We start from the raw sequence: 21,616 nt of genomic DNA, 5'->3' as shown, positions 1-21,616 counted from the left end.
CGGTTATGGTGCATTTTATGTCCTTATACGGCGATACTCAGCCATATTCGCGCTTCGCGCCGTTCTCGATCCGGTTGCCGCGCCGCATTCAAGCGCTTTCCGCCGGTTTGCCGCCCGCCATCTCCGGCAGGTTGAAGGAAACGACGAACGTCGTTCCTTCCCCCTCCTTCGATTCCACGTCGATCCGCCCGTTATGGCGCTCGGCAATGCTAAGGCACAGCGGCAGGCCGAGCCCCGTTCCGCGCGTCTTCGTCGTAAAAAAGGGCTCGAACAGATGCTTCATCTGCTCAGCCGGAATGCCTGCGCCTTCGTCCGCGATACGCAGCTCGACGGCGCCGTCAAGCAAGCCGGTGCTGATTCGCAACACCCCGCTGTCCCCCATCGCTTCCATACCGTTGCGGACGAGGTTGAGCAGCAGCTGCTTGATCTCGCGGTCGTTCAGCATGAGCGGGGGCGCATCGGAACATAATTCCACCTCGATCGTCTGCCCCCGCATGTTCGCGTCCGCGCTCATCAACGGGATAAGCTCGTTAATAATATCGTGCAGCGACGACGGCTGCATCGTGAGGGCCCTGTTCTGGGCAAGCGACAAAAAATCGCTAATAATCATATTCGCCCGGTCCAGCTCATCCATAATAATGCGAAAGTACTCCTTCTCGCTCTTCGCGCTCCGCTCCTGGATGAGCTGAACGAATCCCCGGATGACCGCCATCGGATTGCGGATTTCGTGCGTGATGCTCGCCGCCATCTGACCGACCAGGCTGAGCCTCTCCATACGGCCGACCTCGTTCCTCAGCTGGCTTAATTCCGTTACGTCGTGCGCAATAAGCGCGGCGCCAGCAATTTGCCCATGGGCCTCGCCGCGAAGCGTGAAGGCCGTGAGCAGAAGCATCCTCTCCCGGCTCTCGTAAGGCACCATGCTCGCCTTCTCCCCCGTAAGCGCTTGACTCAACATGCCGACGCACACATCGCCCGGCTCGGGCTGGAACGCGTGCAGGAACGGCACGCCGCCCAGCTTGCCCGCATCCGCGTATTCCGGTCTCAACGCAAGCAGCTTCGTCACCATCTCGTTCGCATGCGTAATTGTTCCTTCTCCGTTCGTTACGATGACGGCGAAGGCGGTCTCGTCGATGAATTGCTGCAGCTTCGTCACTTCGTCCCGATAGTCGGCCGACACGCGCAGCACCTCGCTGTGCAGCTGCTGCTTCTCCTTCACGGACTCGACCATGAAGACCGACAGCCATGTGCCCGACAGCACGGCCGAAGCGCCCAGCATGAGCGATGTCGCCATGAGAGTGGTCCAGGTCGCCCCCTGGAAAGCGGCGTAACCGACGATCGAAATGATGAAATATAGCACCATAATCGCCATAATCAGCATGGCGTAACGTTCCTTTACGACGGCTCGCGCCTTTTGAAACGGGCGTATTGCCATCGCGATAAGCGGGACGGAGAGCGCCAGAAACAGCGCGAAGCTGATCGTCTCCCATATGCCGTCAAGCATCGGAAGCCGGATCGCGACATAGAGAATCGTCATGACGCTGAGCGCGGGCGCTCCCCCGTACAAAGCGCCGAGCAAGTATGGGATCAGGCGGAAATCCGTGTCGTACCCGAATATACTTGACGGCGTCATCATGCAAAGCACCATCGATATGCTGCAGAATATGCACATGAACAGGGACATACGCAGGCGCCCCTGATCTTTGTCGTACCAAATTTGGAAGGCGAATACAGGCAGCAAGGACAAAATGAATTGCAGCAGCATCTCCTTTAACACGGACAATCGGTTCCCCCTACTCGCGTTCCGAATGCATGTCACCTGTCACCTATGTTGTTATGTTCTTCCACGCCGATGCCGAATCTATGGGACTGTTACTCCGATTAAATCACAAACGACCTTTTTTTACAATTGTCGCTTCATCCAGCCGATCATTTTTAAAATCGTGTCTTCGCCGCCGAGATCATTGTGAAGCTCGTGGTAGCCCCCCTCGATTTCCACCCGTTCGCACAAAGGGCCGAGGCTGTCGGAGAGCTGCCTGCTCGCTTCGATGGAAGTAATCCGGTCGCTTGTGCCGTGCATGAGCAGCGTCGGCACCTGGAGCCGGCCGCACTCGGCCAGCGCCCACTCGCCGCCCGAGGTGATCTCGTCGTAGGTGCGGAGCGTGATTTTCGTATGGCAGAACAGATCGCCCGCAACGGGTGGCGCGACCGAATAGCCCGGCCGGAACAGATCGGCGGAATTGAGGCCCGTCGATTGCTGAAGACCCGGCAGGACCCGCACCAGCTTCTTGCCGAGCCATTCCGCTGCGGCGTTCGGCTTGAAGGCGAGTCTGAGCCACGGGCTCGACAGGATCAGCCCGCGGATCCGCGGCCTTAGACGCAGCGCGCAGTTCAGCGCGACGTTCCCGCCCATGCTGTGGCCGTACAGGAAGACGGGAGCGTCCGGATGCTTGGTCCTTGCCTGCTCGACAATGAGCGCGGCGTCGCTCGCGGCGGCATCCAACGAATGAATATGGCCGCGCTTGCCCGAAGACCTGCCGTGCCCGTGCTGATCGAGCGCTATGGCCGCCATGCCCGCTTTCGTCAGAAGCGAAGCGACGTGGCTGTAGCGGTCGCCATGCTCGCCTATGCCGTGCACGATGCATACGACCGCCGAAGCCTCAAGGTCGTCCGGATTCCATTCCCGAACAAAAAGTTCCGTTCCCTTGGCGCCGATGATTCCCCATTCCTCTCGCTGCATCGGAACACCGCCTTTCTTTTGTGGTATGATGGTATCACTATTAATTAAACAGGTGGATAAACATGCAATATGACGCAATTATCGTCGGCGGCGGTTCCGCCGGATTAATGGCCGCGATCGCCGCGAGCAAGCAAGGCGCAAGCGTGCTTTTGCTCGACAAAGGGGACAAGCTTGGCCGCAAGCTCGGCATTTCCGGAGGAGGCCGCTGCAACGTCACGAACAATAAGGAGCAGGACGAGCTGATCAAGCATATACCCGGCAACGGCCGTTTTCTGCACAGCTCCTTCTCTAACTTCAATAATAAAGATATTATATCCTTCTTCGAGCGTCTTGGCATCGCTTTAAAAGAAGAGGATAACGGCCGCATGTTCCCCGTCTCCGACAAAGCGAAGACGGTCGTGGATACGCTCGTCGGCCAGGTGCGCAAGCAAGGCGTGCAGCTGATGCTGAACGCCCCCGTCGACCGCATCCTGTATGAAGACGGCCGCGTAACCGGCGTTCGGCTGAAATCGGGCGGCGTCATTCGCGGCAGAAGCGTCATCGTCGCCTCCGGCGGCAAATCCGTTCCGCATACGGGCTCGACCGGCGACGGCTACGCCTGGGCCGAGCAGGCCGGGCACACGATTACGGAGCTGTTCCCGACGGAGGTGCCGCTGACGTCGAACGAGCCTTTTATAACGAGCAAAGAACTGCAAGGGTTATCGCTTCGCGACGTCGCCTTGTCCGTGTGGAATCCGAAGGGCAAAAAGCTGATCGAGCACAGGGGCGACATGATCTTTACCCATTTCGGCCTATCCGGTCCGATCGCGCTGCGCTGCAGCCAGTTCGTGGTGAAGGCGTTGAAGCAGTTCGGCACGGGCAATATCGAGGTCGCCGTGGATTTAAAGCCCGACGCGAGCCTCGACGAGGTGTACAAGGAATCGCTCGGCCTGGCCGAACAGGACGCGAAGAAGTCGGTCAAAAACGTGCTGAAGGGCTATTTGCCCGACAAAATGATTCCGCTTCTCCTGCAAAAAGCGAGCCTGCCGGAAGGTCTTACTTATGACCATATTCCGAAGCAGGATTGGTTAGCCCTCGGACGGCTCATCAAGCATTTTCCGATCCGCGTATACGGAACCTTGTCCATCGAGGACGCGTTCGTCACAGGCGGAGGCGTCAACCTGAAGGAGATCGATCCGAAGACGATGCAGTCAAAGCTGATGCGGGGGCTCTATTTCTGCGGCGAAATATTGGACATTCACGGCTATACGGGGGGCTACAACATTACCGCGGCTTTCTCCACGGGATACACGGCGGGCGAGCACGCCGTACACAATACGTAAACGAAAAGGCTGGCGCCGGAAGTCGGGACGACTTCGGCGTCAGCCTTCTATTTTGCGAGACGCAAGGACGCGAAAGCCTTTATTTCGGGCCGCGGCGCCGCCGCTTCACCCGTACGACGCGAACCTGCTTCCGCTGTTTCGTCGTAAGCGTCCGCGTGAACCGGTAATTGGCGCTGCCGACCGCGCCCTTGGCCTTCCCGCGCTTGAAGGCGCGGCCCGCCGCGGGAACGGCGACTTGGACGCCGAACGCTTGCATGACGGCCGCGATCGGCGTGCTGATCGAGCGGTTGCCGCTGCCCGCGAAGTTAAGCGCGGCGGCGTAACGGTCCGATTGCCTCAGCCATACGCCGCCCGAATCGCCGGGCAGCGAGACGGCGGCCTGACCGGCAATAACCGTCTGATTCCGGAACAGCAGCACGGCATTGTTCAGCTCCCCATACGGGCCGATCTCGACGTCGACGTTGATCGACTCGACCGTCCCCGACGCGAAGCCGGTCGTTCGGCCGAATTTGACGAATTGCTCGCCGATGCCGAAGCTGTTCAAATAGCCCGGGACGGTCGCGAGCCGGCCGGTTCCGCTCACCAGGTAGCGGGGGTTCAGGAGGCTCTCCTTCAGCGGCGAGGCGATGGCCGCGTCCATGAAGTTGACGCCGCCCGGATTCAGCGGGACGTATTCGAACGCTTGCCCGATCCGGCCAACGCCCTTCTCTCCGCCGTCCGCTGGACCCGGCTGAACGGTCTCGGAGTAAGCCGGGCTGTTCGCTTTGACTAAGACGTGGTTATTGCTGAGCAAATAGAGGGCGCCGTTCTTCGTCACGACGAGCCCGCCGGTCCCGGTCGTAGGAGGGCCGAATGTTCCGATGCTCGCGCCGGCCGGCACCGGGCGAATGCGGCTTTGGGAGAGCCGCCCCTTCTTCTGATGCACGAGCAAGGGCGAGGGAGCGGCCTCGGCATGCCGGCGGAACGGCTCCGAGCGGATGATGCGGATCGGGATGCCGCCCCCGGTCAACGCTTTGACCGTGCCGCTCAACGCGGTCGTCGGCATCGCTTTTTGCATGTATACGGTAACCGCCGCCCCGCGCGAAGGCCGGTCGGGACTCGCGTACCCGACCCCGATCGCGGATACGCCGGCTTGCTTCAGCAAAGCCGGGGCGATTTTCGTTTTGTGCTGCAAGGCTTCGAGAAACGTCGCCATTATCCATCTCCTTTTCCCCGGCAGGCATGTCTATTTCGCAATACCGGTAGCCGCTGGTGTGTCCGAACGGTACATCCTATGACGATGGAGGCTGATGTGACGATTACAATAACCCAGGAAGGAGAAGATGGGTGGCGAGCTTGTGCGGGGCTTTGACGAAAAAAGGACCGGCCCTTCTTGGAAGGTGCCGGTCCCCGTCTCGGTTAAATGCGGACGTCTCCGGAGAAATGGTCGTACGTGCCGGGATCGGGAAGGAAGTCGTCGCCGTAATCCGCGTCTTCGTCTCGGTTGCGCAGCCCGGCGCCCTCCTCCCGTTCCCCAAAGTCCGACGACCATTCCTCGTTCACGAGATGCGCCGGAATCGGAATCGCGTCCAGCGAATAGGCGCTGCCGTTCAGCGCGTCCGACGTGATCGGCGCCTGCTCGACCAGCTGGCCTCCGTGCGCCTGCGCGATCTCGAGCGCCGACGTAAGATCGCCGCCCTCCAAATGAATATGCATCCGGCTCCCGTCGTGAAGCACCGTCTCATATCCGAGCTCCCGCAGCGTTTCGCAGGCGAGCGCCGCGCTTTGGTCGTCGTTGAAATCAAACAGCAAGGCTGAGCTGTAAGCCATAAGCCAAACTTCCTTTCTATCCCTTTTAGGCTATAGGATGCCAGTTGCCTCTCTGTTTCATGCAATAAAAAAAGCAGGCCCGGTTCGATCCGGACCTGCCATTTGCGATTTACCCGCGATAAGGCGCGATCGCCTCGTTCAATCCGCGGGTCTGCTCATAGACCTGCTGATACACTTTGAAAATGCCCTCGTATGTGGCAACCGCCTCCGGCTGCGGCTTATACGAGTCCGCATGCTTGACGAACTTATCCGCGCACGACTCGAGGCTGTCGAACCAGCCGGCCCCGTAAGCGGCCAGCATGGCGGCGCCGAGTCCCGGGCCTTGCTCGTTCTCGAGCGCGACGACGGTCGCGCCGAAGATGTCGGCCTGCATTTGCAGCCAGACCGGATTTTGCGCGCCGCCGCCGATCGAGATGATCGTATCGACCGTCTTGCCGGCGCGGCGGAACATGTCGACCGACTCGTTCAGCGAGAAGGTGATGCCCTCCATAACCGCGCGGGCGAAGTGCTTGCGCTCGTGCGCGCCGTCGACGCCGATAAAGCTCGCGCGGATGACCGAGTCGGCATGCGGCGTCCGCTCGCCGACGAGGTACGGCGTGAACAGCAGGCCGCCCGCGCCCGGCTTCACGTCGCCAACGCCTTCGAGCAATTGGTCGAACGACTCGCCCGGCGCGAACGTTTTCTTGAACCAGCTCAGGCTGTAGCCCGCCGCTAGCGTAACGCCCATGACGTAGAACGCGTCTTCTTTGCCATGGTTGAAGAAATGAACCTTGCCGGCGAAATCCTTCGTCTTATCGTTCTCGTAGGAGAGGATGACTCCAGAGGTGCCGATGCTGCAAAGCGTCAGTCCTTCGGACAAAATGCCGGAGCCGATCGCGCCGCAAGCATTGTCAGCCCCGCCCGCGAATACCTTCACGGATGCAGGCAAGCCCGTGCTTTCGGCAACCGCCGGCAGCAGCGTGCCGACCAAGCCGTGCGACTCGACGAGCGGCGGGCAGAAATCGGCCTGCAGGCCGAAAGCCTCGAGCACCTCGCCGCTCCACTTCTTGCCCGCCACGTCCAGCAGAAGCGTGCCCGCCGCGTCGGAATAATCCATGTGCAGCTCGCCGGTCAGGCGATAGCGCAAGTAATCCTTCGGAAGCAGGAACAGCTTCGCTTTCGCGAACGCTTCCGGCTCATGCCGGCGAACCCACAGAATCTTCGGAAGGGTGAAGCCTTCCAATGCCGGATTGCGCGTCACGCGCAGCAGCGTTTCGCCGAGCGTCCGCTCGATCTCGCGGCACTGCTCCGTCGTGCGCGTGTCGTTCCACAGTATCGCGTTGCGTACCGGATTGCCTTCGCCGTCCAGCAGCACGAGGCCGTGCATTTGGCCGGAGAAGCTGATGCCCTCGATGGCGCCGGCGTCGATGCCGCTTGCGGAAGCGAGCTCGCGCAGCGCCTCGATCGTCGCGTCCACCCAGTCATCCGGCCGCTGCTCGCTCCAGCCGGAATGCTCGTGGAACAGCGGGTAGCTGCGGGATGCTTCCGCCGCTACCGTGCCATTGCGGTCGACCAGCAAGGCCTTGACCGCGCTCGTTCCTAAATCTATCCCGATAACATAGCTCATGTGCCTGGCGCCTCCCGAATTAAACGCTGAAAATAACTTCGCTCAGCATGAGGCGGATACGCTCTTGACGGCCGGACTCGTTCTTGATCGGGTTGTTCTGCAGCGCGTATTGCTCAAGCGAAGCAAGCGTCGCTTTGCCGGCGACGATATCCGCGCCGATGCCTTCCTTGAAGCTGCGGTAACGGTTCTCGACGATGCCGTCGAGGATGTTCTCGTCGATCAGCTTCGCTGCCGCTTTCAGGCCCCAAGCGAAGCTGTCCATGCCCGCGATGTGCGCGAGGAACAGGTCTTCCGCTTCGAACGAGCCGCGGCGGACCTTCGCGTCGAAGTTGACGCCGCCGCGTCCGAGGCCGCCGGCTTTCAATACTTCGTACATCGTCAGCGTCGTCGAATACAAGTCCGTCGGGAATTCGTCGGTATCCCAGCCGAGCAGCAGGTCGCCTTGGTTCGCGTCGAGCGAGCCGAGCATGCCGTTGATCGCGGCCGTGCGGATTTCGTGCTCGAACGTATGGCCGGCAAGCGTCGCGTGGTTTGCTTCAAGGTTCAGCTTGAAGTGGTCCTTCAGGCCGTACTTTTGCAGGAACGCGATCGTCGTAGCCGCGTCGAAGTCGTATTGGTGCTTCGTCGGCTCCTTCGGCTTCGGCTCGATCAGGAACTGCGCGTCGAAGCCGATCTCCTTCGCGTAGGCGATCGCCATATGGTACAGGCGTGCAAGGTTGTCGAGCTCGAAGCCCATGTCCGTGTTCAGCAGCGTCTCATAGCCTTCGCGGCCGCCCCAGAATACATAGTTCTCGGCGCCGAGCTCTTTGCCGACCTCGAGACCTTTCTTCAATTGCGCGCCTGCATAGGCGTATACGTCGGCGTTGCAAGTCGTGCCTGCGCCGTGCACGAAGCGCGGATGCGAGAACATGTTGACCGTGTTCCAGAGCAGCTTTTTGCCGGATTGCTTCATGTTGTCCTTCAGCATCGCGACGATGACGTCGAGGTTCTTGTTCGTCTCCTGCAGCGTCTCGCCTTCCGGCGCGATGTCGACGTCGTGGAATGCGTAGAACGGAATGTTCAGCTTATCCATAAATTCGAAATTCGCTTCGACGCGCGCTTTCGCGCGGTCCAGACCGTTGAATTGATCCCAGCCGCGAACCATCGTCGCCGAGCCGAACGGATCCGTGCCGTTCGCATTGAACGTGTGCCAGTAAGCAACGGCGAAGCGGAGATGCTCCTCCATCGTTTTGCCCAGCACGACTTGCTTCGGATCGTAGTGTTTGAACGCGAACGGGTTGTCCGAGCCTTTGCCTTCGAATTGGATTGCGCTTACATTTTTGAAGTAACTCATAAGTAAAAAAATCCTCCTTCACGGTTTTCGTAATGGTTGTCATGACTTTCGTGTTCGGGTGACGCTATACACAGGATAACACGAGGGGACTTAGTTTGTCTATTAAACAAACTAATGATTTTATGTTAGAATAGAAATAATTATTACACCGTTTTGCGCCGTATACAGTATGCGGTAGGAGTACTCTCGCTATTCCTTAATTCGTGTTAAAATAATAGTGAATTGCCAATCGGACGGAGGCTTGACTTTTGAAACAGAAAGCAACGGGAGATCTTGCGCTCATCAAAAAAATAAACACATCGATCGTACTGGAAGCCGTGCTTAAGCATGCGCCGCTCTCGCGGGCGCAAATTTCGGAGCTGACCGGGCTTAACAAGGCGACGGTATCGAGTCTCGTGCAGGACTTGATCGACAGCCACCTCGTGCTGGAGATCGGGCCCGGCGAGTCCAGCGGCGGACGCAAGCCGGTCATGCTGCTGTTCAACGGCACGGCGGGTTACGCGGTCGGGATCGACCTGGGCGTAAACTATATTCGTGGCCTTCTCGTCGATCTGGAAGGCAACGTCATCGCGGAGCTCGAACGCGGACTGAAGCGGCAAGACGCCGAATTCGCGCTCGGCCAGCTTATGGATTGCATCGAGCGGCTCATCCGGGAAGCGCCGGGCAGCCCTTACGGCATCGTCGGCATCGGCGTCGGGGTGCCGGGCATCGTCGACGATCGCGGCACGATTTTGTTTGCGCCGAATTTGAAATGGCGCGAGGTCGCGCTGCAGCAGCTGCTGGAAGAGCGGTTCGGGCTGCCGGTCACGATCGACAACGAAGCGAACGCAGGCGCGCAGGGCGAGCAGAAATACGGCGCCGGGCGGGGCATACCGAACCAGATTTATGTCAGCGTCGGAATCGGGATCGGCACGGGCATCGTTTTGAAGAAGGAGCTGTACAAAGGCGCTTCCGGCTTCTCCGGCGAGCTTGGGCATTTGTCGATCGAATACGACGGCAAGCCATGCAGCTGCGGCAATCGCGGCTGCTGGGAGCTGTACGCCTCGGAGAACGCCCTGCTCGAACGTGCGGCCGCGCTCGGCCATGACAGCTTGGAACGCTTGCTGGCCGCCGCCGCGTCCGGCGATGAAGGCGTGCTCGCCCTCTTCCGCTCGATCGGCGACTACCTGGGCGCCGGCATTGCCAATATCGTCAACGTGTTCAATCCGAACGTCGTCATAATCGGCAACCGGATGAGTCTCGCGGCAGAATGGCTGGAACCCGCGATTCAAGCGGCCGTCGACCGGCGCGCGCTGCCCTACCACCGTGAGCGCGTGCGCGTTTTGTTCGCAGAGCTCCGGGAGCAATCGGCCGTCCGCGGCGCCGCTTATTACGCGATCAGCAAGTTCTTTTCGAAGATTAAGAGCTAGGCGAGGGTGAGGCGCTTTAGGCGGCAGGTAGACTGAGAGCTAGGCGATTAGTGCGGCGCATCAAGCGACACATAAGCTGAGAGCTTGGCGAGCGGTGCGGAGCTTTAGAAGGCACATAAGCTGAGTGCTAGGTGATTAGTGCGGGCTTCTGGCGGCGCATGAGCTGAGAATTAGGCTCACTAAAATCAGCTTCTGGCGGCACATAAGCTGAGTTTAGTGAGCCAAGCAAGCTTTATTAGTGAGGCAACCTCACTAATAAATGAGGAGAACCTCACTCTTTCCGCCTTCTATCCCGCATATGCGCGAAATAATGAGGAAAACCTCACTACCTATGAACTTAGGTTCACGGCAAGTGAGGTTTTCCTCATTATTTGTAAATTACTCGAATTTGCTCGAAGTATCTATGAGGCTAGGCTCACTAAATAGTGAACCTGCCTCATTTAACGGACTACCGTAACACTAGTGAACCTGCCTCATGTAACGGTCTACCGTAACACTAGTGAACTTGCCTCATTCAACGGTCTACTCTAACATGAGCGAATTCGCCTCATTCAACGGACACCGTAACACGAGCGAAATCACTTCATTCATCTGACTACGGTAACCATCGTGAACTTCCACAATTGGCGGACTACTGCACGCGATGGACGCCGACGATTTCCAGCGTCTCCCCTTCGATCGTCACCTGGACGGTTACGACCTTGACGGTTCCGTTGCTGTAATACGCCGTAAATGTAAAGGACAGCGCGCCTTCAGGCAGCTTCGAGAACGTCTCGTCCCAAAGCTCGCCCTTCCACCTCGTTCCGGCCTGATCGCTCTTCGCGAGCGTTACCGAGTAATCGCCCATTCGTACGTCGACCCGATCCGCCTTCGTCAGCGTGCCCGTTAGCGTCGTATCCGCCTCCAGCAGGAACTTCTCCCCCGCCCAGAAAACCGAATAGCCGCGCGGTGAATCGGTATTTCCCGTTTGCTTTACGTTATAGCTGCGGCGGTGCTGATCCCACAGCTCCGTATGCTTTACGAACCCGTCCACGTGGAGCGGACGAACCTGCACCGTTTTATTGACGATAACGGCAGGTGCTTTTCCATCGGAGACGGTCATTTTCACCACCCAATTGCCTGGCACCGTCATTTTCACGGATGGCCCCGTATCCGGATACGGATAAGCCATCGTATAGTCAAAGCTGCTCTTAGCGCCGGACGGCGAAGTGATTTCATACGCAACGCGGAGCACGTCCCGGTCTGCATCGCTGACCGTGGATTTGAACCGCACGCTATCGCCTTCATAGACCGGGTCCGGCAGCCAGGTAAAGTCTGCGCTAGGCGGCCGGTTATTGATGACCGCAACCGTCTGGGTCACGGTCTCGACGTTGCCGTTCGGTGTCGTCGAACGCCACTCGAAGATATAGTTCCCATCCGGCATTCCGCCGACCGTCAAGCTGCCGGCCCAATTTTTTCGCCCATACCCGGTTGTACTGGCAGTAGAAGAGGCAAGCGTAATCGTTCGTTGATACGCGGTACCCTTAAACGCCGTAACGGTCGTCGCATTCGGATATTTTGTCGTCGCAGCCTTCAAGCTGTATGCATCGTTCACGACAAGGGTGGACACGTTGCTTGAGCTGCCGCCCGCGCTGTCGATCCGGCCGCTCAGCTGAATCGGAGTCGCGACGCGAACCGCGTACGACTGCACCGCTTTGGAGCCGGCAACGGAACCGTTAGCCGCGATCGAGAACGTATACAATCCGTCCGGCGTCGTGCTTGGAATCGTAAAATGCTCGTTGCTCCACGAAACGTCGTTTCCGCTTTTAACGCCCGCATAATACGGGACGGTTCTGGAGAGATGACCGCCCATCGAGAAGGCGAGCGATACCGCATATGGGTATCTTGTCCACATGTCGTACGCGACGAGATTTTCGCTTGCCGGGACGCTCGCCAGCGAGAAGCCGTCGAATTCCGTCTTAAGCTTGCTTTTGAACTGCACCGGCACCGTATCCGGCAGGACGAACGTCCGCTGTACCGGATCGCTCCATGCGCCTTCGATATCCTGCGCCATGTAATCGAGCATATAAATGCCTGGCGGCAGCGTGTCCGGAATACGGGTAAAAGCTTCCCCCGTCCCTTGATTCGTGAACTTAATCGTACGGTCCTGTATCCCGCGATCCGAATCCGCCCTCGTCACGTTATGATCGAGATCGTAGGATAGATCCACCCATGTCGTCCGGTAGGTGTTCGAGGCGGGAACATAATCGAAATCAAGCGTAACGTCCGCGATCGGCTTGCGATGGACGAATACTTCAACCGCGCTTTCATTCGAATAATAACCGTACCCCGGAAAATTCGGATCCGTCGTCGGCCTGTCTTTAATTTTGCGGAAAATCATATATTTTCCCGGCTTGTTCAAGGTTGCTTCGGACCGATAAGCCGTCCAGTTCGCTTCGCTCTTGACCGATGATAGCAGCTTGCCCGCAAAAGTATCGTAGCCCATCGAATTATCGTAATAGTCCGCATCCTGCGTCATTTGCATGTCATCCGACTCCGCCGGCATAGGGTCGCTCTCGTAATCGAAGCTGGCCGTTCTCGTTTCGACCGTCTCCCCGACCAGCTTCAGCACTTTCGGAATTGCCGGGTTGCTCTCCGAGATATAGGAGATGACGGCGCCGATCATCTCTTCGATTGGTTTGTCGTTGGTCATATAGCGGTCATGGCCGATTTGCGACCGAATGCCGTCTTGGCCGAGCAGAATGAGTTTGGCGTTTTGCTTGGACATGACATATTGCAGGTCCGACAGCTGCGACACGACATTGTCCGAGACGTAAACGACATATCTTCCTTGGACCGCCCTCAAGAAGGAAGCGTCGTACGGCTGCCGGATGTCCTTATAAATCGTACCGCTGTAATAGCCGGTGTAGCTGTCGTAGCTGACCATTTTCGGTTCCCACACATCATGCGTCCAGCGGACGGTTCCGCTATAATTCGCCGTCCATGTGTTGGAGCACGAACTATTCGGCGTGCTTGTTCCCGGACAACTGCCGCCTGGAGATTCTCCAGACCGGCTCAGCGTCCCGGAATATTTTCCATCGGAATAGGACTTGCTCGACGGACAGACGCTTGTTGAGGTCTGGCTGCTAATGGAGCCTGTCGGGCCATACGAGGTGACAACCGTATTCGAACAAGAGTCGGTCGCCGTCTTGCTGTCCGTTACGGACACATATCTCCCTTCATCCCTGGAATAGGGCGAGTTGGACACGGACGTTAAAGTGAGCGTGCCGGAATACCCGTCGGGGCTCGTATACGTCGTTGCGCTCGGCGGATACGAAGTTCCCGTGTTTCTCGCCGTGCTCCCCGGCTGTTCGTACGTGTAGGTTTTCATATCCCAGATGCCCACGTTTGCAAGCATATTGCCGGTCGTGAACAGGTTGGTGATTGCCACTTTATTATTTTTCACGTAATCCGTCTTCGCTTGCGTCAGTGCGGAATCCAATAAAAAATAAATGTCCAAATCGGGCTTTTCGACCGGAACGTCGAGGTAGAGATCGCTTGAAGGCGCGTAATTATCGATGAAAAAATAAGCTTCGATAGTACGCGTCCGGTCGTCTTCCGGCGTTGCGAATTCGGTCAAACGCTCCTGGTTCGTTCCCTCCTTGGCGGTCGCGACGATTTTGTATTGCCCCAGCTTGCCGAATTTCGGCAAGGCGGCAACATTCTCGCTCGTTTCGTAAACTTTCGTTTCGAATGTCCCATCGTTATCGGCATCGTAAAAAATTTCCATGTTTTTCTCGGAAATGAAGTCGCCGTCCGTGCTTTCAACCTGATAATTCAGCTGCAGCTCGTCCAAACGGCTAATTTGCGAATTGTAGGCATGCGCGATAATCGCCGGCTCATGATCCGGAAGAATCTCGTATTCCACCCCGTACGGATCCGAATATCTCGTTATTTCTCCTCCGGGGTAACGAATGACGCGCTTGGCCGCGATGCTTATCTTATAAACGCCGACTTCCTTGTACATGTACTGCTTCTCGGCAAGATTGGATTCGCAATAGCCGGTCCTGCATTTGAGCTTCGGATCGTCCGCGTCCACATAGCTGAACGATGTTACTTCGAGCGGCGCATGCTGCTCCGTCCAAGGGTCGTTGCTCTCGGCGGACTGATCATAAGCTTTCATGGTCCGGTTTTGCTTGAAAAGCCCGTCCAGCTTGATGGCGACCCGAGGCTTCGACTCGTGAATGACGACGTACTGCGTTTTGTGCGACACCGTACCGTCGGGCGCCGTATAGGTAACCGTCACTTCGCGGACACCCTGCGCATCCTCGCCGAATGTATATTGACTATTAAAAAATTGATCGGCGTCGATTTCCGCCCCGTCAATATATACCCGCTTTTCGAATTCGTCATAGTCCGGCGGCGTGTCGCACATTTTGGAGGGAATCAGGTCCGGCTCCGCTTCTTGAACGGGAAACGGCACGACGTCGTACCAATCATAGACCCACGTCGTTTTCGGCGAAATATACGCCGGCACCGGCGGCTGCAAATCGTTGACCGTGCCGCATCCGGCTACGAGCCGCGGCACTTGAACGACGACGACCGTCTTTAAGGCGACCGACGTGTTGTTCACCGTCGAATCCTTATCGATGATGGTCTGCTTAATATGGAACGTTTTTACGACGGCTTCGGACACGGACTCGGTCGGAAACTTCGAATCGATGAACGAATGCAAAAAGGCCGCTACCGCGTTCTGATCCAAGTAGCCGGGCTTCGGCGCCTTTATTTCCGGTATGGCCGGATCGAACGTTTTCGTGGCCTTTGTTTTATCGTTGTCGTCCATAATCTCGAACGTATAGGAGTCGACTTCTTTGCCGTAAGAGTAATCCTCATAGCCGAGCTGTTCCTTCACGAAAGCAGACTTTTTCTCAAAATGAATTTCCGGAACTACGCCGAAATCGCTGAGCATCGGACCTTTATAGCCGTTCCCGTCGAAGGTAATGGCGACATCACAGTTTACGGACAGGCTGGACGGCTTTGCAGAGGTGTGGTTATTAAAGTAAGCAACGAATCCCGCCCCTCCCTCTCTTGCCGATCTTTCGTACTTCCATACGTTCGGGTCCGATTTATCCAGCTTGTTCGTATCGATTTCCAGCGTGATGATGCCCGAGGCTGTATTTTTGTTGATTGAGACGCCGTGAGACGGGCTTCGCGAGGAAATCGTCTGCACCTGGTTGTTTTGATTTTTCAAATTGAGGTCCCAGAAGGCGACGTCTTTGCGGGTGTAGTATAGGGCTTCTGCCTTTGTGCTACCAATGAATAAATCGTCTTTTATTGTTCCTGTTATTTTAAGTTGTACTTTTACTTTGCTTTCTTTGCCGAGCGCAAGTGGCTGCTTTCCTACAGGAGTCGCAACACAAGAGGCAGGTGGTTTATTCTTTTCATCCGGTTCGAATTTTTTTAGAGCATAAGTATGATAATAGAGGCTATGCGCATCCCAGGAATAATGATACATGTTGCCAAACCCACCTTCGCGGGCGGTTGGGGCTTGGTCGATGGACATATAATTACGTGGGTCCATGTTAAATGGTGTTCGCGATAAAACGTCATATTTATCTGCGAAAGCTACTCCTTGCGTTATGGAAAAACCTATAGACCGAGTAATATTATCTCTATAATTATTGTATACAGGCAACATGACATCAACTTGATTACTGCTTCCATATGCTGTTCCTGGTCCACTCGGTTTGTAGGGATATGAATTAGGAAGGTATTTCCATGGTTCAATGACCCAATGCTTCCCTGATAGAGCATTTCCTGAATTTGAATCGACTATGAAATGAATATTTGAAAATAACTTTCCGTCTTGCGTGTATCCTAAGTAACGATATTCTCCGTACTGCCCATTAACATAAAAATGACCTTGATCTTTCTTCGCCGTCTCTGGTCCGGCAGATTGCCAACCATTTTTAAAATCCTGTACTCTGGATGGAACAGATTGTGGCGTACCGTAAACGATAAGGTTCCGTTCTTTTACGCCCAAATTCCCCCACGTCTTACTGTAATAGAAGCTTGAGTTAAACTTATATCCAACGCTCTTTGAAGAAGTCGGATCAGAACACGGTCTAACATCTGTCGGTATTCTACCGTCGCTTTCAGGGACGTATCCGCATTTGTTTTGAAAGCCATTAATAGTAGTTGGTGGTTTTAATGTAGCAGCACTACTAGTTGAAGGATAATCAAACATCGCTATTAGCGATAGAATCATCGTAAGCATCATCAGGATTGATGCCCATCGCATGTAACGTTTTTTCAACCCTTTTCACCTCATATTAGTAAGTCATTTGTAATATGAATTGCTTGCCTGTACCGTAAAATTTGAAGCTTTTGTTGTTGAATTTAAAATTAATTAAATCTCCTGTTTTTTCATATTTAGTAAGCTTTGATTTCAGATCGTCCCCTTTACCTGCGCCAACAAGCAAATCAAATATTGCATTTTGAAAGGCACCACTGTTTTTTGTTGATTTGACTTTAGGATACATAATCGAAATTGTACGATCAGTCCCTGGTAGCACAACAATTGAGAATTCTGGTAAGGGAGCCGATTCATAATCCCCTATCCGGATTAAAAAATCATTTTTTTCAAACGAATCTTTACTATCCCAAATAGCTACACCATTTCTTAGTTCTCTTTTATATCCAGTAGTGACATGCTGATTTGCAAGTTTAAGAAAGTTGATGTAGTACTCGTATTTTGTTTTATCACTAAATAGAGTGATTCTCCCATCTACTTCAGAATAATATTTACCTGTCAGATTAGGTTTAAATGGTGTCCGTAAGCTCTTATCACGCAGGCGCTGTACCATTGTTAATGCTTCAGCACGCGTCACATATCGATGCGGATAAAAATAATTGTTGGGGTATCCATTCATAACGCCTGCAATAAGTACGCTGCTTCTATAGATTTTGACTGTAGAATTTGTAAATGAATTGAAATCCTTTAAGCCACTATTGTTCTCCACGAACTCAGAGTAAAGAACATCTTCATTTCCTTCGTAATCGAACAACCATTCTCCCAAAAGATAAGAAGCATTCTCCCGTTTAAGCTGTTTTTTATAAATGTCGTACTTCTTCGGGTATACATCATCAAAGGTCATTAAAAGTGACATTTCATACAACATATCGATGTACGGTTTGGCCCAATAGCCGGTCTTGGCGTTCTCAAATTTAAATCCCAGTTTTTCAGTTGCTGTTTTAATATCCCCTGCAAAAGCAGGTTGGAAATAAAAGAGAGCATCCAACCACCCCTGATCAAACTTCCCATTCCCATCCGAGAACGCACGCAGCATCATCGACACGAACTGATCCGCACTTACGACGGCGTCGGGGCGGAACGTGCCGTCCGGGAAGCCGTCGACAAGGCCGCTTTCGCTCGCCTTTATAATATTTTCCCTCGCCCAGTGCTTCTCGATATCGGAAAATGGCGCCTCGGAAGCCGCGGACACTGCCTCCTTGCCGCCCGGTCCCGTAAACCCGAGCGCTCCGATCATCAAAGTTACGGCAAGCATGGAAACGATCATTTTTTTAACCATTGTTCTTCCTCCCAAAGTTGTTCTCTCTGCCTATTTCAAAAAATCGACGAGCCGCGATAACGCTTTGACCGCTTCGGCTCGGGTTACGTGGTTCTCCGGCTTAAACAAGCCGTCGGGATAGCCGCTGAGCAAGCCATAATTGCAGACAAGATCGATCGCCTTCCGATATTGGTCCGGCAAGTGCCCGATGTCTTGAAAGACGGCGGGCTCCGGAGCAGCAGGCTTCGTCAAGCCGACCACCGTTGCCGCCATGAGCGCGACGTCCTTCCGCTTGAACGGACCGGCAAGCTCCTCCTCCGTCCAGCTCCCCGTCAAGCCAAGATCCCCCGCCGCCGCCAAATACGTCTTCGCCCACGGCTCGCCCTTGTCGGCAACAAAGCTGTACTCCTGCAAGCCTAATGCCCTGCCTAGCTCCTCGTCCTTCACCTTCCAGCGGAAGGTCTTCAGCCATTGCCGCTTCCCGTTCGGCTGCTCCTCGGTCAGCGCCAGCGCCACCATCTTCACGAACGCTTCGCCCGATACCAGATCGTTCGGCCCGAATCGGCCGTCGCCGTAACCCGCGACGATCCCTCGACGGACAAAGTCGTTAATGGCCGGCTCCGCCCAATGGCTCGAAACGTCGGAAAATAACGGAACGGTTGCTTGCAGATTGTAATACGCCCGCTTCGGCGCATCGATCGTAAAGGTGTATTTCCCTTTCGGAGCGGGCTTGACCGTATATTCGTTCGTCCAGACCGCCTTCCCGGCATCGTTGATTTTGTTGCTCCTCGCCGTCTTGATCACATGCCCGTCCGGCAGCGTCAAGGTCGACGAAAATTCGCCGTCGTAGCCCTCCAGCCGGAACGCGATCAAGTCGGCCGCCGCATTCATTTCGTAGGTTTTCGTCACAACCGCCCTCTCGGCGGCATACGACGCTGCCGGCTGCAGGCCGGCGATTGCCAAAATGAGCAAAAAAACACCAAATAGCTTCCCTGTGCGCATAACGATCCTTCTCTCCTATTCCTTATTTCGGCCGTTTCTCGCAGGAACTTCATACCATTTCTGGATAAACGAAATAAAACCTGCTCTTTTCGACAATAACGAACAACCGTCGCGAAATAAGCCGGGCTTTGAAAATCCCCTTCCCGGCCGACTCTCTGCAACAGAACAACAAAAAAAGCACACTTCCCCCTCTTCCGAGGGAATAAGCGTGCTTCGCTTTTCTCGTATCAACTACAATAGATGTTACTTCATGCCGGGAAATCTGTCAATCTCCTCCAGCGAGCTGCTGCTGCGCCTGCGCCGCGATCGGCTTATGCTTGAAGAGCGGAATAAGCAGCAGCATGCCGATAAACATGATGACGCCTGCGGTGCAATAGATGCCGACGAGCGGGAAGACGAGCTTCAGCTGGCCGGCCACGAGCGTCATGATGACCATCATGCCCATGAACATCGGGCTGAGCACGCCGTTCACCCGGCCGACGTACGATTCCTCCGACCATTGCAGGATCATCGTGCTGATGCCGATCTGAATGAGCGGGAAGCCAAGCCCGCTAATGAACTGCAGGGCCAGCGTAAGCGGGATGCTCGTCGATAGCCCGACGCCGACCATGCAGACGGAGCTGAGGAAGATCCCGAGCGCAAGCAGCTTTTGCGGCGCTACTTTTTTGGCGATGGCCATGACCGCTCCGCCGCCGATCAGCATCGCGATGCCGTTGACCATCAGCATGAATTGCAAAAATTCCTTCGGCTGGCCGAGCCGCTCCAGCACGATGAACAGGCCGAGCGTCTGCGCGATGCCGACCGCCGTACCGGCAAGCGCGAACGTGCCGCCGAGCGACTTCAGCACCGGGCTGCGCCATACGTAGGCGAACCCGTCCTTCAGCTCTTGCCAGAAGCGGCGTTCGACTGCGGCTTCCGCCTTCTCCGCCTCGCGGTCGCGCGGAATCCGGAACAAGACGAGCGCCGACAGCAGGAACGCGACGCCCATAACGCCGATCGATATTTCGATGCCGAACTTTTGGTACGAAATGACGCCTAGCGACGGCCCAAGCACCATGAAGATCGCGATAAGCGACTGGAACATCGCCATGGCCGACTGCAGCTGCTCGGCCGGGATATGCTGCTTGAACAGCTTCATCGCCGAAGGCTGCGAGAATTGCGACAATATCGCCGATACGAACGTGGCCAAATAGACCATGTGCCATGACCCGTAAATGAGCGTGATCAGTACGATGAAGACGGACGCGGCCGATAAAAAGTCGCACCAGATCATCGTCAGCCGCGGCTTCCACCGGTCCGCGAACGTGCCCCCGATGAAGGAGAACACGAAGATCGGCAAAAATTCAACGAAGCCCATCAGGCTGATCGCGAACGGATCCTCGTTCGTTTTGTCCGTCACGTACATGAGGATCGCGAAATTGCGAACCCAGATCCCGATTTGCAGCAGGACGTTCGATAACAGAATCGTTTGGTAAAACTTGTTTCGGAACAGGCTTCCGCCCGCTCCCTTCATTGCTTCAGTCGACATTTCCTTCTACACTCTCCCTATGATAGCCCTTATTCCCGTAAGGCCGGAGCTTCTTGATCCATTGCTCCGTCAAGTCGGCTACTTCCCGATTATATTGACGCACCGCATCCGCAAGCTCGCGCCCCTCCGGGTCAGACACGTCTTTATCATCATAGCGGACCCGATGATCGGATTGAACGGTCTCGAGAATGAGAAACGAGTAATTCTCGCCGCCGAATTGCTTCCATTCCTTCTGCAGCTCCGCGTTGCGGTGACTGCCCAGATTGAGCGCGAACCGCTCCTTTCCCCAGACCGGATCCAAATTCGTCGAGCCGCCGATATACACCTTGCCGTTGACGTCGTTTTTAATCCGGTACACGCCCATTTTCCGCTCGTGTTCCCGATATTCCGCCGTCAGCCGCTTGCGGTCCGCCTTATCCAACCTATCCTCGTCCCTTCGACCTTCACCGTTCTCCACGTCCTGCGGCTCTTCCTTCCCTGGTGCCCTGCCGTTCTTCTCCGAAATTCCGTCACCTGATGCCGATTCATGATAACCTCTTGCGCCGGCCGGCTCCTTCGCCCAGTACTCGCTCCCGTCGTCCTTGCGATCCAAAAAACCGTACTCGATCAAATAGCGGCGCAGCGCGACGTAATCCTCCGACCAGAAGCGGCTCAGCAGCTCGTTCACTTCCTTCTCCGAGTACCGGACGCCGCTGCGAAAGTACGAAGAGATATGGCGAAGCACGGCAACCTTCCGCTTCTCCTTGCGCGGGAACGCGGCGAGCGGACCGTCCGGCCCATCCGGCAAATATTGCTTCAGCAGCTCCTCGTACTCCTCCTGCGTGATCGCGTAACGCTCGTCGACGCGTGTCGCCGTGCGGTGCACGGGCACGAACCGCGGAGCCGTCTGCGCTCCTGCCTCCATCATTTCCAGAATGGCCAGCAGCAGCTTCGCCTGCTTCGCTTTCTCCTTCAGCACGAAGCGGTGGTTGCGGATCGTCGAGGCGCTGCCGGCGCCGGTGCGGGCCATCATCTCTTTGTCCGACAAATCCGCGGCAAAGCCTTCGATCAGCTCTTTCTGCAGGTCGGTCAACCCGGTCGCTTTCTTGTCCAGCTCGAGCAGGAAGGCGAGCATGGAGCCGTGCTCCTGCCGCAAATGATAGGCCGCGTATTTGCGCGCCTCATACCAACGCCCTGTCGGCTCGTGCCGGAACACTTCCCCGTCCTCAAAGCCTTCCCCGCATACGAGGCAGTAGTAGACGCCTTCGGCTTCATCGTGAGCATAGCCCCGCTTCAAATCATCTATAGAGGACGACCAGAATCGCTCGCTTATATCCATAA

At 55.9% G+C, this 21,616-nt stretch carries 12 protein-coding genes and 2 pseudogenes; 2 read left to right on the top strand and 12 right to left on the bottom strand.

Annotation, left to right across the window (positions count from 1 at the left end):
* Positions 1 to 88: 88 nt before the first annotated feature.
* Positions 89 to 1,774 carry an ATP-binding protein gene (locus IDH41_RS04930; protein WP_317890682.1) on the bottom strand — a complete coding sequence of 562 codons (1,686 nt, stop codon included), beginning with the start codon at positions 1,772 to 1,774 and terminating at the stop codon, positions 89 to 91.
* 126 nt (positions 1,775 to 1,900) lie between these two features.
* Entirely contained in the window at positions 1,901 to 2,737 is an 837-nt protein-coding gene (locus IDH41_RS04925; RefSeq protein ID WP_190858836.1) for an alpha/beta hydrolase, read from the bottom strand.
* A 62-nt stretch (positions 2,738 to 2,799) separates the two neighbouring features.
* On the opposite strand from IDH41_RS04925, the gene IDH41_RS04920 reads away from it, so the two are divergent.
* On the top strand, positions 2,800 to 4,059 hold the full coding sequence (locus tag IDH41_RS04920; RefSeq protein ID WP_190858834.1) for a BaiN/RdsA family NAD(P)/FAD-dependent oxidoreductase: 1,260 nt from the start codon (positions 2,800 to 2,802) through the stop codon (positions 4,057 to 4,059).
* 79 nt (positions 4,060 to 4,138) lie between these two features.
* Here the strand turns inward: IDH41_RS04920 and IDH41_RS04915 are convergent, their stop codons facing one another.
* The 4 genes from IDH41_RS04915 to xylA form a co-directional block, all read right to left on the bottom strand.
* The gene (locus tag IDH41_RS04915; protein ID WP_190858832.1) at positions 4,139 to 5,254 is read right to left on the bottom strand and encodes a chymotrypsin family serine protease; all 1,116 of its coding nucleotides are present in this window, start codon (positions 5,252 to 5,254) and stop codon (positions 4,139 to 4,141) included.
* 203 nt (positions 5,255 to 5,457) lie between these two features.
* The gene (locus tag IDH41_RS04910) at positions 5,458 to 5,868 is read right to left on the bottom strand and encodes a hypothetical protein (protein ID WP_190858831.1); all 411 of its coding nucleotides are present in this window, start codon (positions 5,866 to 5,868) and stop codon (positions 5,458 to 5,460) included.
* 109 nt (positions 5,869 to 5,977) lie between these two features.
* The gene (xylB, locus tag IDH41_RS04905; protein WP_190858829.1) at positions 5,978 to 7,474 is read right to left on the bottom strand and encodes a xylulokinase; all 1,497 of its coding nucleotides are present in this window, start codon (positions 7,472 to 7,474) and stop codon (positions 5,978 to 5,980) included.
* Between the two features lie 19 nt (positions 7,475 to 7,493).
* On the bottom strand, positions 7,494 to 8,807 hold the full coding sequence (gene xylA / locus IDH41_RS04900) for a xylose isomerase (RefSeq protein ID WP_190858828.1): 1,314 nt from the start codon (positions 8,805 to 8,807) through the stop codon (positions 7,494 to 7,496).
* A 248-nt stretch (positions 8,808 to 9,055) separates the two neighbouring features.
* On the opposite strand from xylA, the gene IDH41_RS04895 reads away from it, so the two are divergent.
* Complete coding sequence (locus tag IDH41_RS04895; protein WP_190858826.1) at positions 9,056 to 10,216, top strand: ROK family protein; 1,161 nt, start codon at positions 9,056 to 9,058, stop codon at positions 10,214 to 10,216.
* A 631-nt stretch (positions 10,217 to 10,847) separates the two neighbouring features.
* Here IDH41_RS04895 and IDH41_RS04890 read toward each other — a convergent pair.
* The 6 genes and pseudogenes from IDH41_RS04890 to IDH41_RS31210 all read right to left on the bottom strand — a co-directional run.
* On the bottom strand, positions 10,848 to 15,446 hold the full coding sequence (locus tag IDH41_RS04890; protein WP_190858824.1) for a hypothetical protein: 4,599 nt from the start codon (positions 15,444 to 15,446) through the stop codon (positions 10,848 to 10,850).
* A gap of 228 nt (positions 15,447 to 15,674) precedes the next feature.
* Positions 15,675 to 16,442 (bottom strand): annotated as a pseudogene (locus IDH41_RS32105) (Athe_2463 domain-containing protein); the annotation flags it as partial.
* Between the two features lie 85 nt (positions 16,443 to 16,527).
* A complete protein-coding gene (locus IDH41_RS04885; RefSeq protein WP_190858822.1) occupies positions 16,528 to 17,787 on the bottom strand; it encodes an S-layer homology domain-containing protein in 1,260 nt (419 codons plus the stop codon).
* Between the two features lie 30 nt (positions 17,788 to 17,817).
* The gene (locus IDH41_RS04880; protein WP_190858820.1) at positions 17,818 to 18,768 is read right to left on the bottom strand and encodes an S-layer homology domain-containing protein; all 951 of its coding nucleotides are present in this window, start codon (positions 18,766 to 18,768) and stop codon (positions 17,818 to 17,820) included.
* A gap of 265 nt (positions 18,769 to 19,033) precedes the next feature.
* Positions 19,034 to 20,296, bottom strand: coding sequence for an MFS transporter (locus IDH41_RS04875; RefSeq protein WP_190858818.1), 1,263 nt, complete (start codon positions 20,294 to 20,296; stop codon positions 19,034 to 19,036).
* Between the two features lie 553 nt (positions 20,297 to 20,849).
* Positions 20,850 to 21,614 (bottom strand): annotated as a pseudogene (locus tag IDH41_RS31210) (DUF2087 domain-containing protein); the annotation flags it as partial.
* Positions 21,615 to 21,616: the final 2 nt, after the last annotated feature.

Source organism: Paenibacillus arenilitoris (assembly GCF_014705655.1).
In the GTDB taxonomy this organism is placed as follows: domain Bacteria; phylum Bacillota; class Bacilli; order Paenibacillales; family Paenibacillaceae; genus Pristimantibacillus; species Pristimantibacillus arenilitoris.
Note: the sequence above shows the minus strand (reverse complement) of the source record. Positions and strands in the feature narration are given on the sequence as shown.

Excerpts from the sequence above, each read along its gene's own strand:
- xylB (WP_190858829.1), bottom strand. The coding sequence starts at position 7,474 with ATGAGCTATGTTATCGGGATAGATTTAGGAACGAGCGCGGTCAAGGCC.
- IDH41_RS04875 (WP_190858818.1), bottom strand. The coding sequence starts at position 20,296 with ATGTCGACTGAAGCAATGAAGGGAGCGGGCGGAAGCCTGTTCCGAAAC.
- IDH41_RS04880 (WP_190858820.1), bottom strand. The coding sequence starts at position 18,768 with ATGCGCACAGGGAAGCTATTTGGTGTTTTTTTGCTCATTTTGGCAATC.
- IDH41_RS04885 (WP_190858822.1), bottom strand. The coding sequence starts at position 17,787 with ATGGTTAAAAAAATGATCGTTTCCATGCTTGCCGTAACTTTGATGATC.
- xylA (WP_190858828.1), bottom strand. The coding sequence starts at position 8,807 with ATGAGTTACTTCAAAAATGTAAGCGCAATCCAATTCGAAGGCAAAGGC.
- IDH41_RS04915 (WP_190858832.1), bottom strand. The coding sequence starts at position 5,254 with ATGGCGACGTTTCTCGAAGCCTTGCAGCACAAAACGAAAATCGCCCCG.
- IDH41_RS04925 (WP_190858836.1), bottom strand. The coding sequence starts at position 2,737 with ATGCAGCGAGAGGAATGGGGAATCATCGGCGCCAAGGGAACGGAACTT.
- IDH41_RS04920 (WP_190858834.1), top strand. The coding sequence starts at position 2,800 with ATGCAATATGACGCAATTATCGTCGGCGGCGGTTCCGCCGGATTAATG.
- IDH41_RS04910 (WP_190858831.1), bottom strand. The coding sequence starts at position 5,868 with ATGGCTTACAGCTCAGCCTTGCTGTTTGATTTCAACGACGACCAAAGC.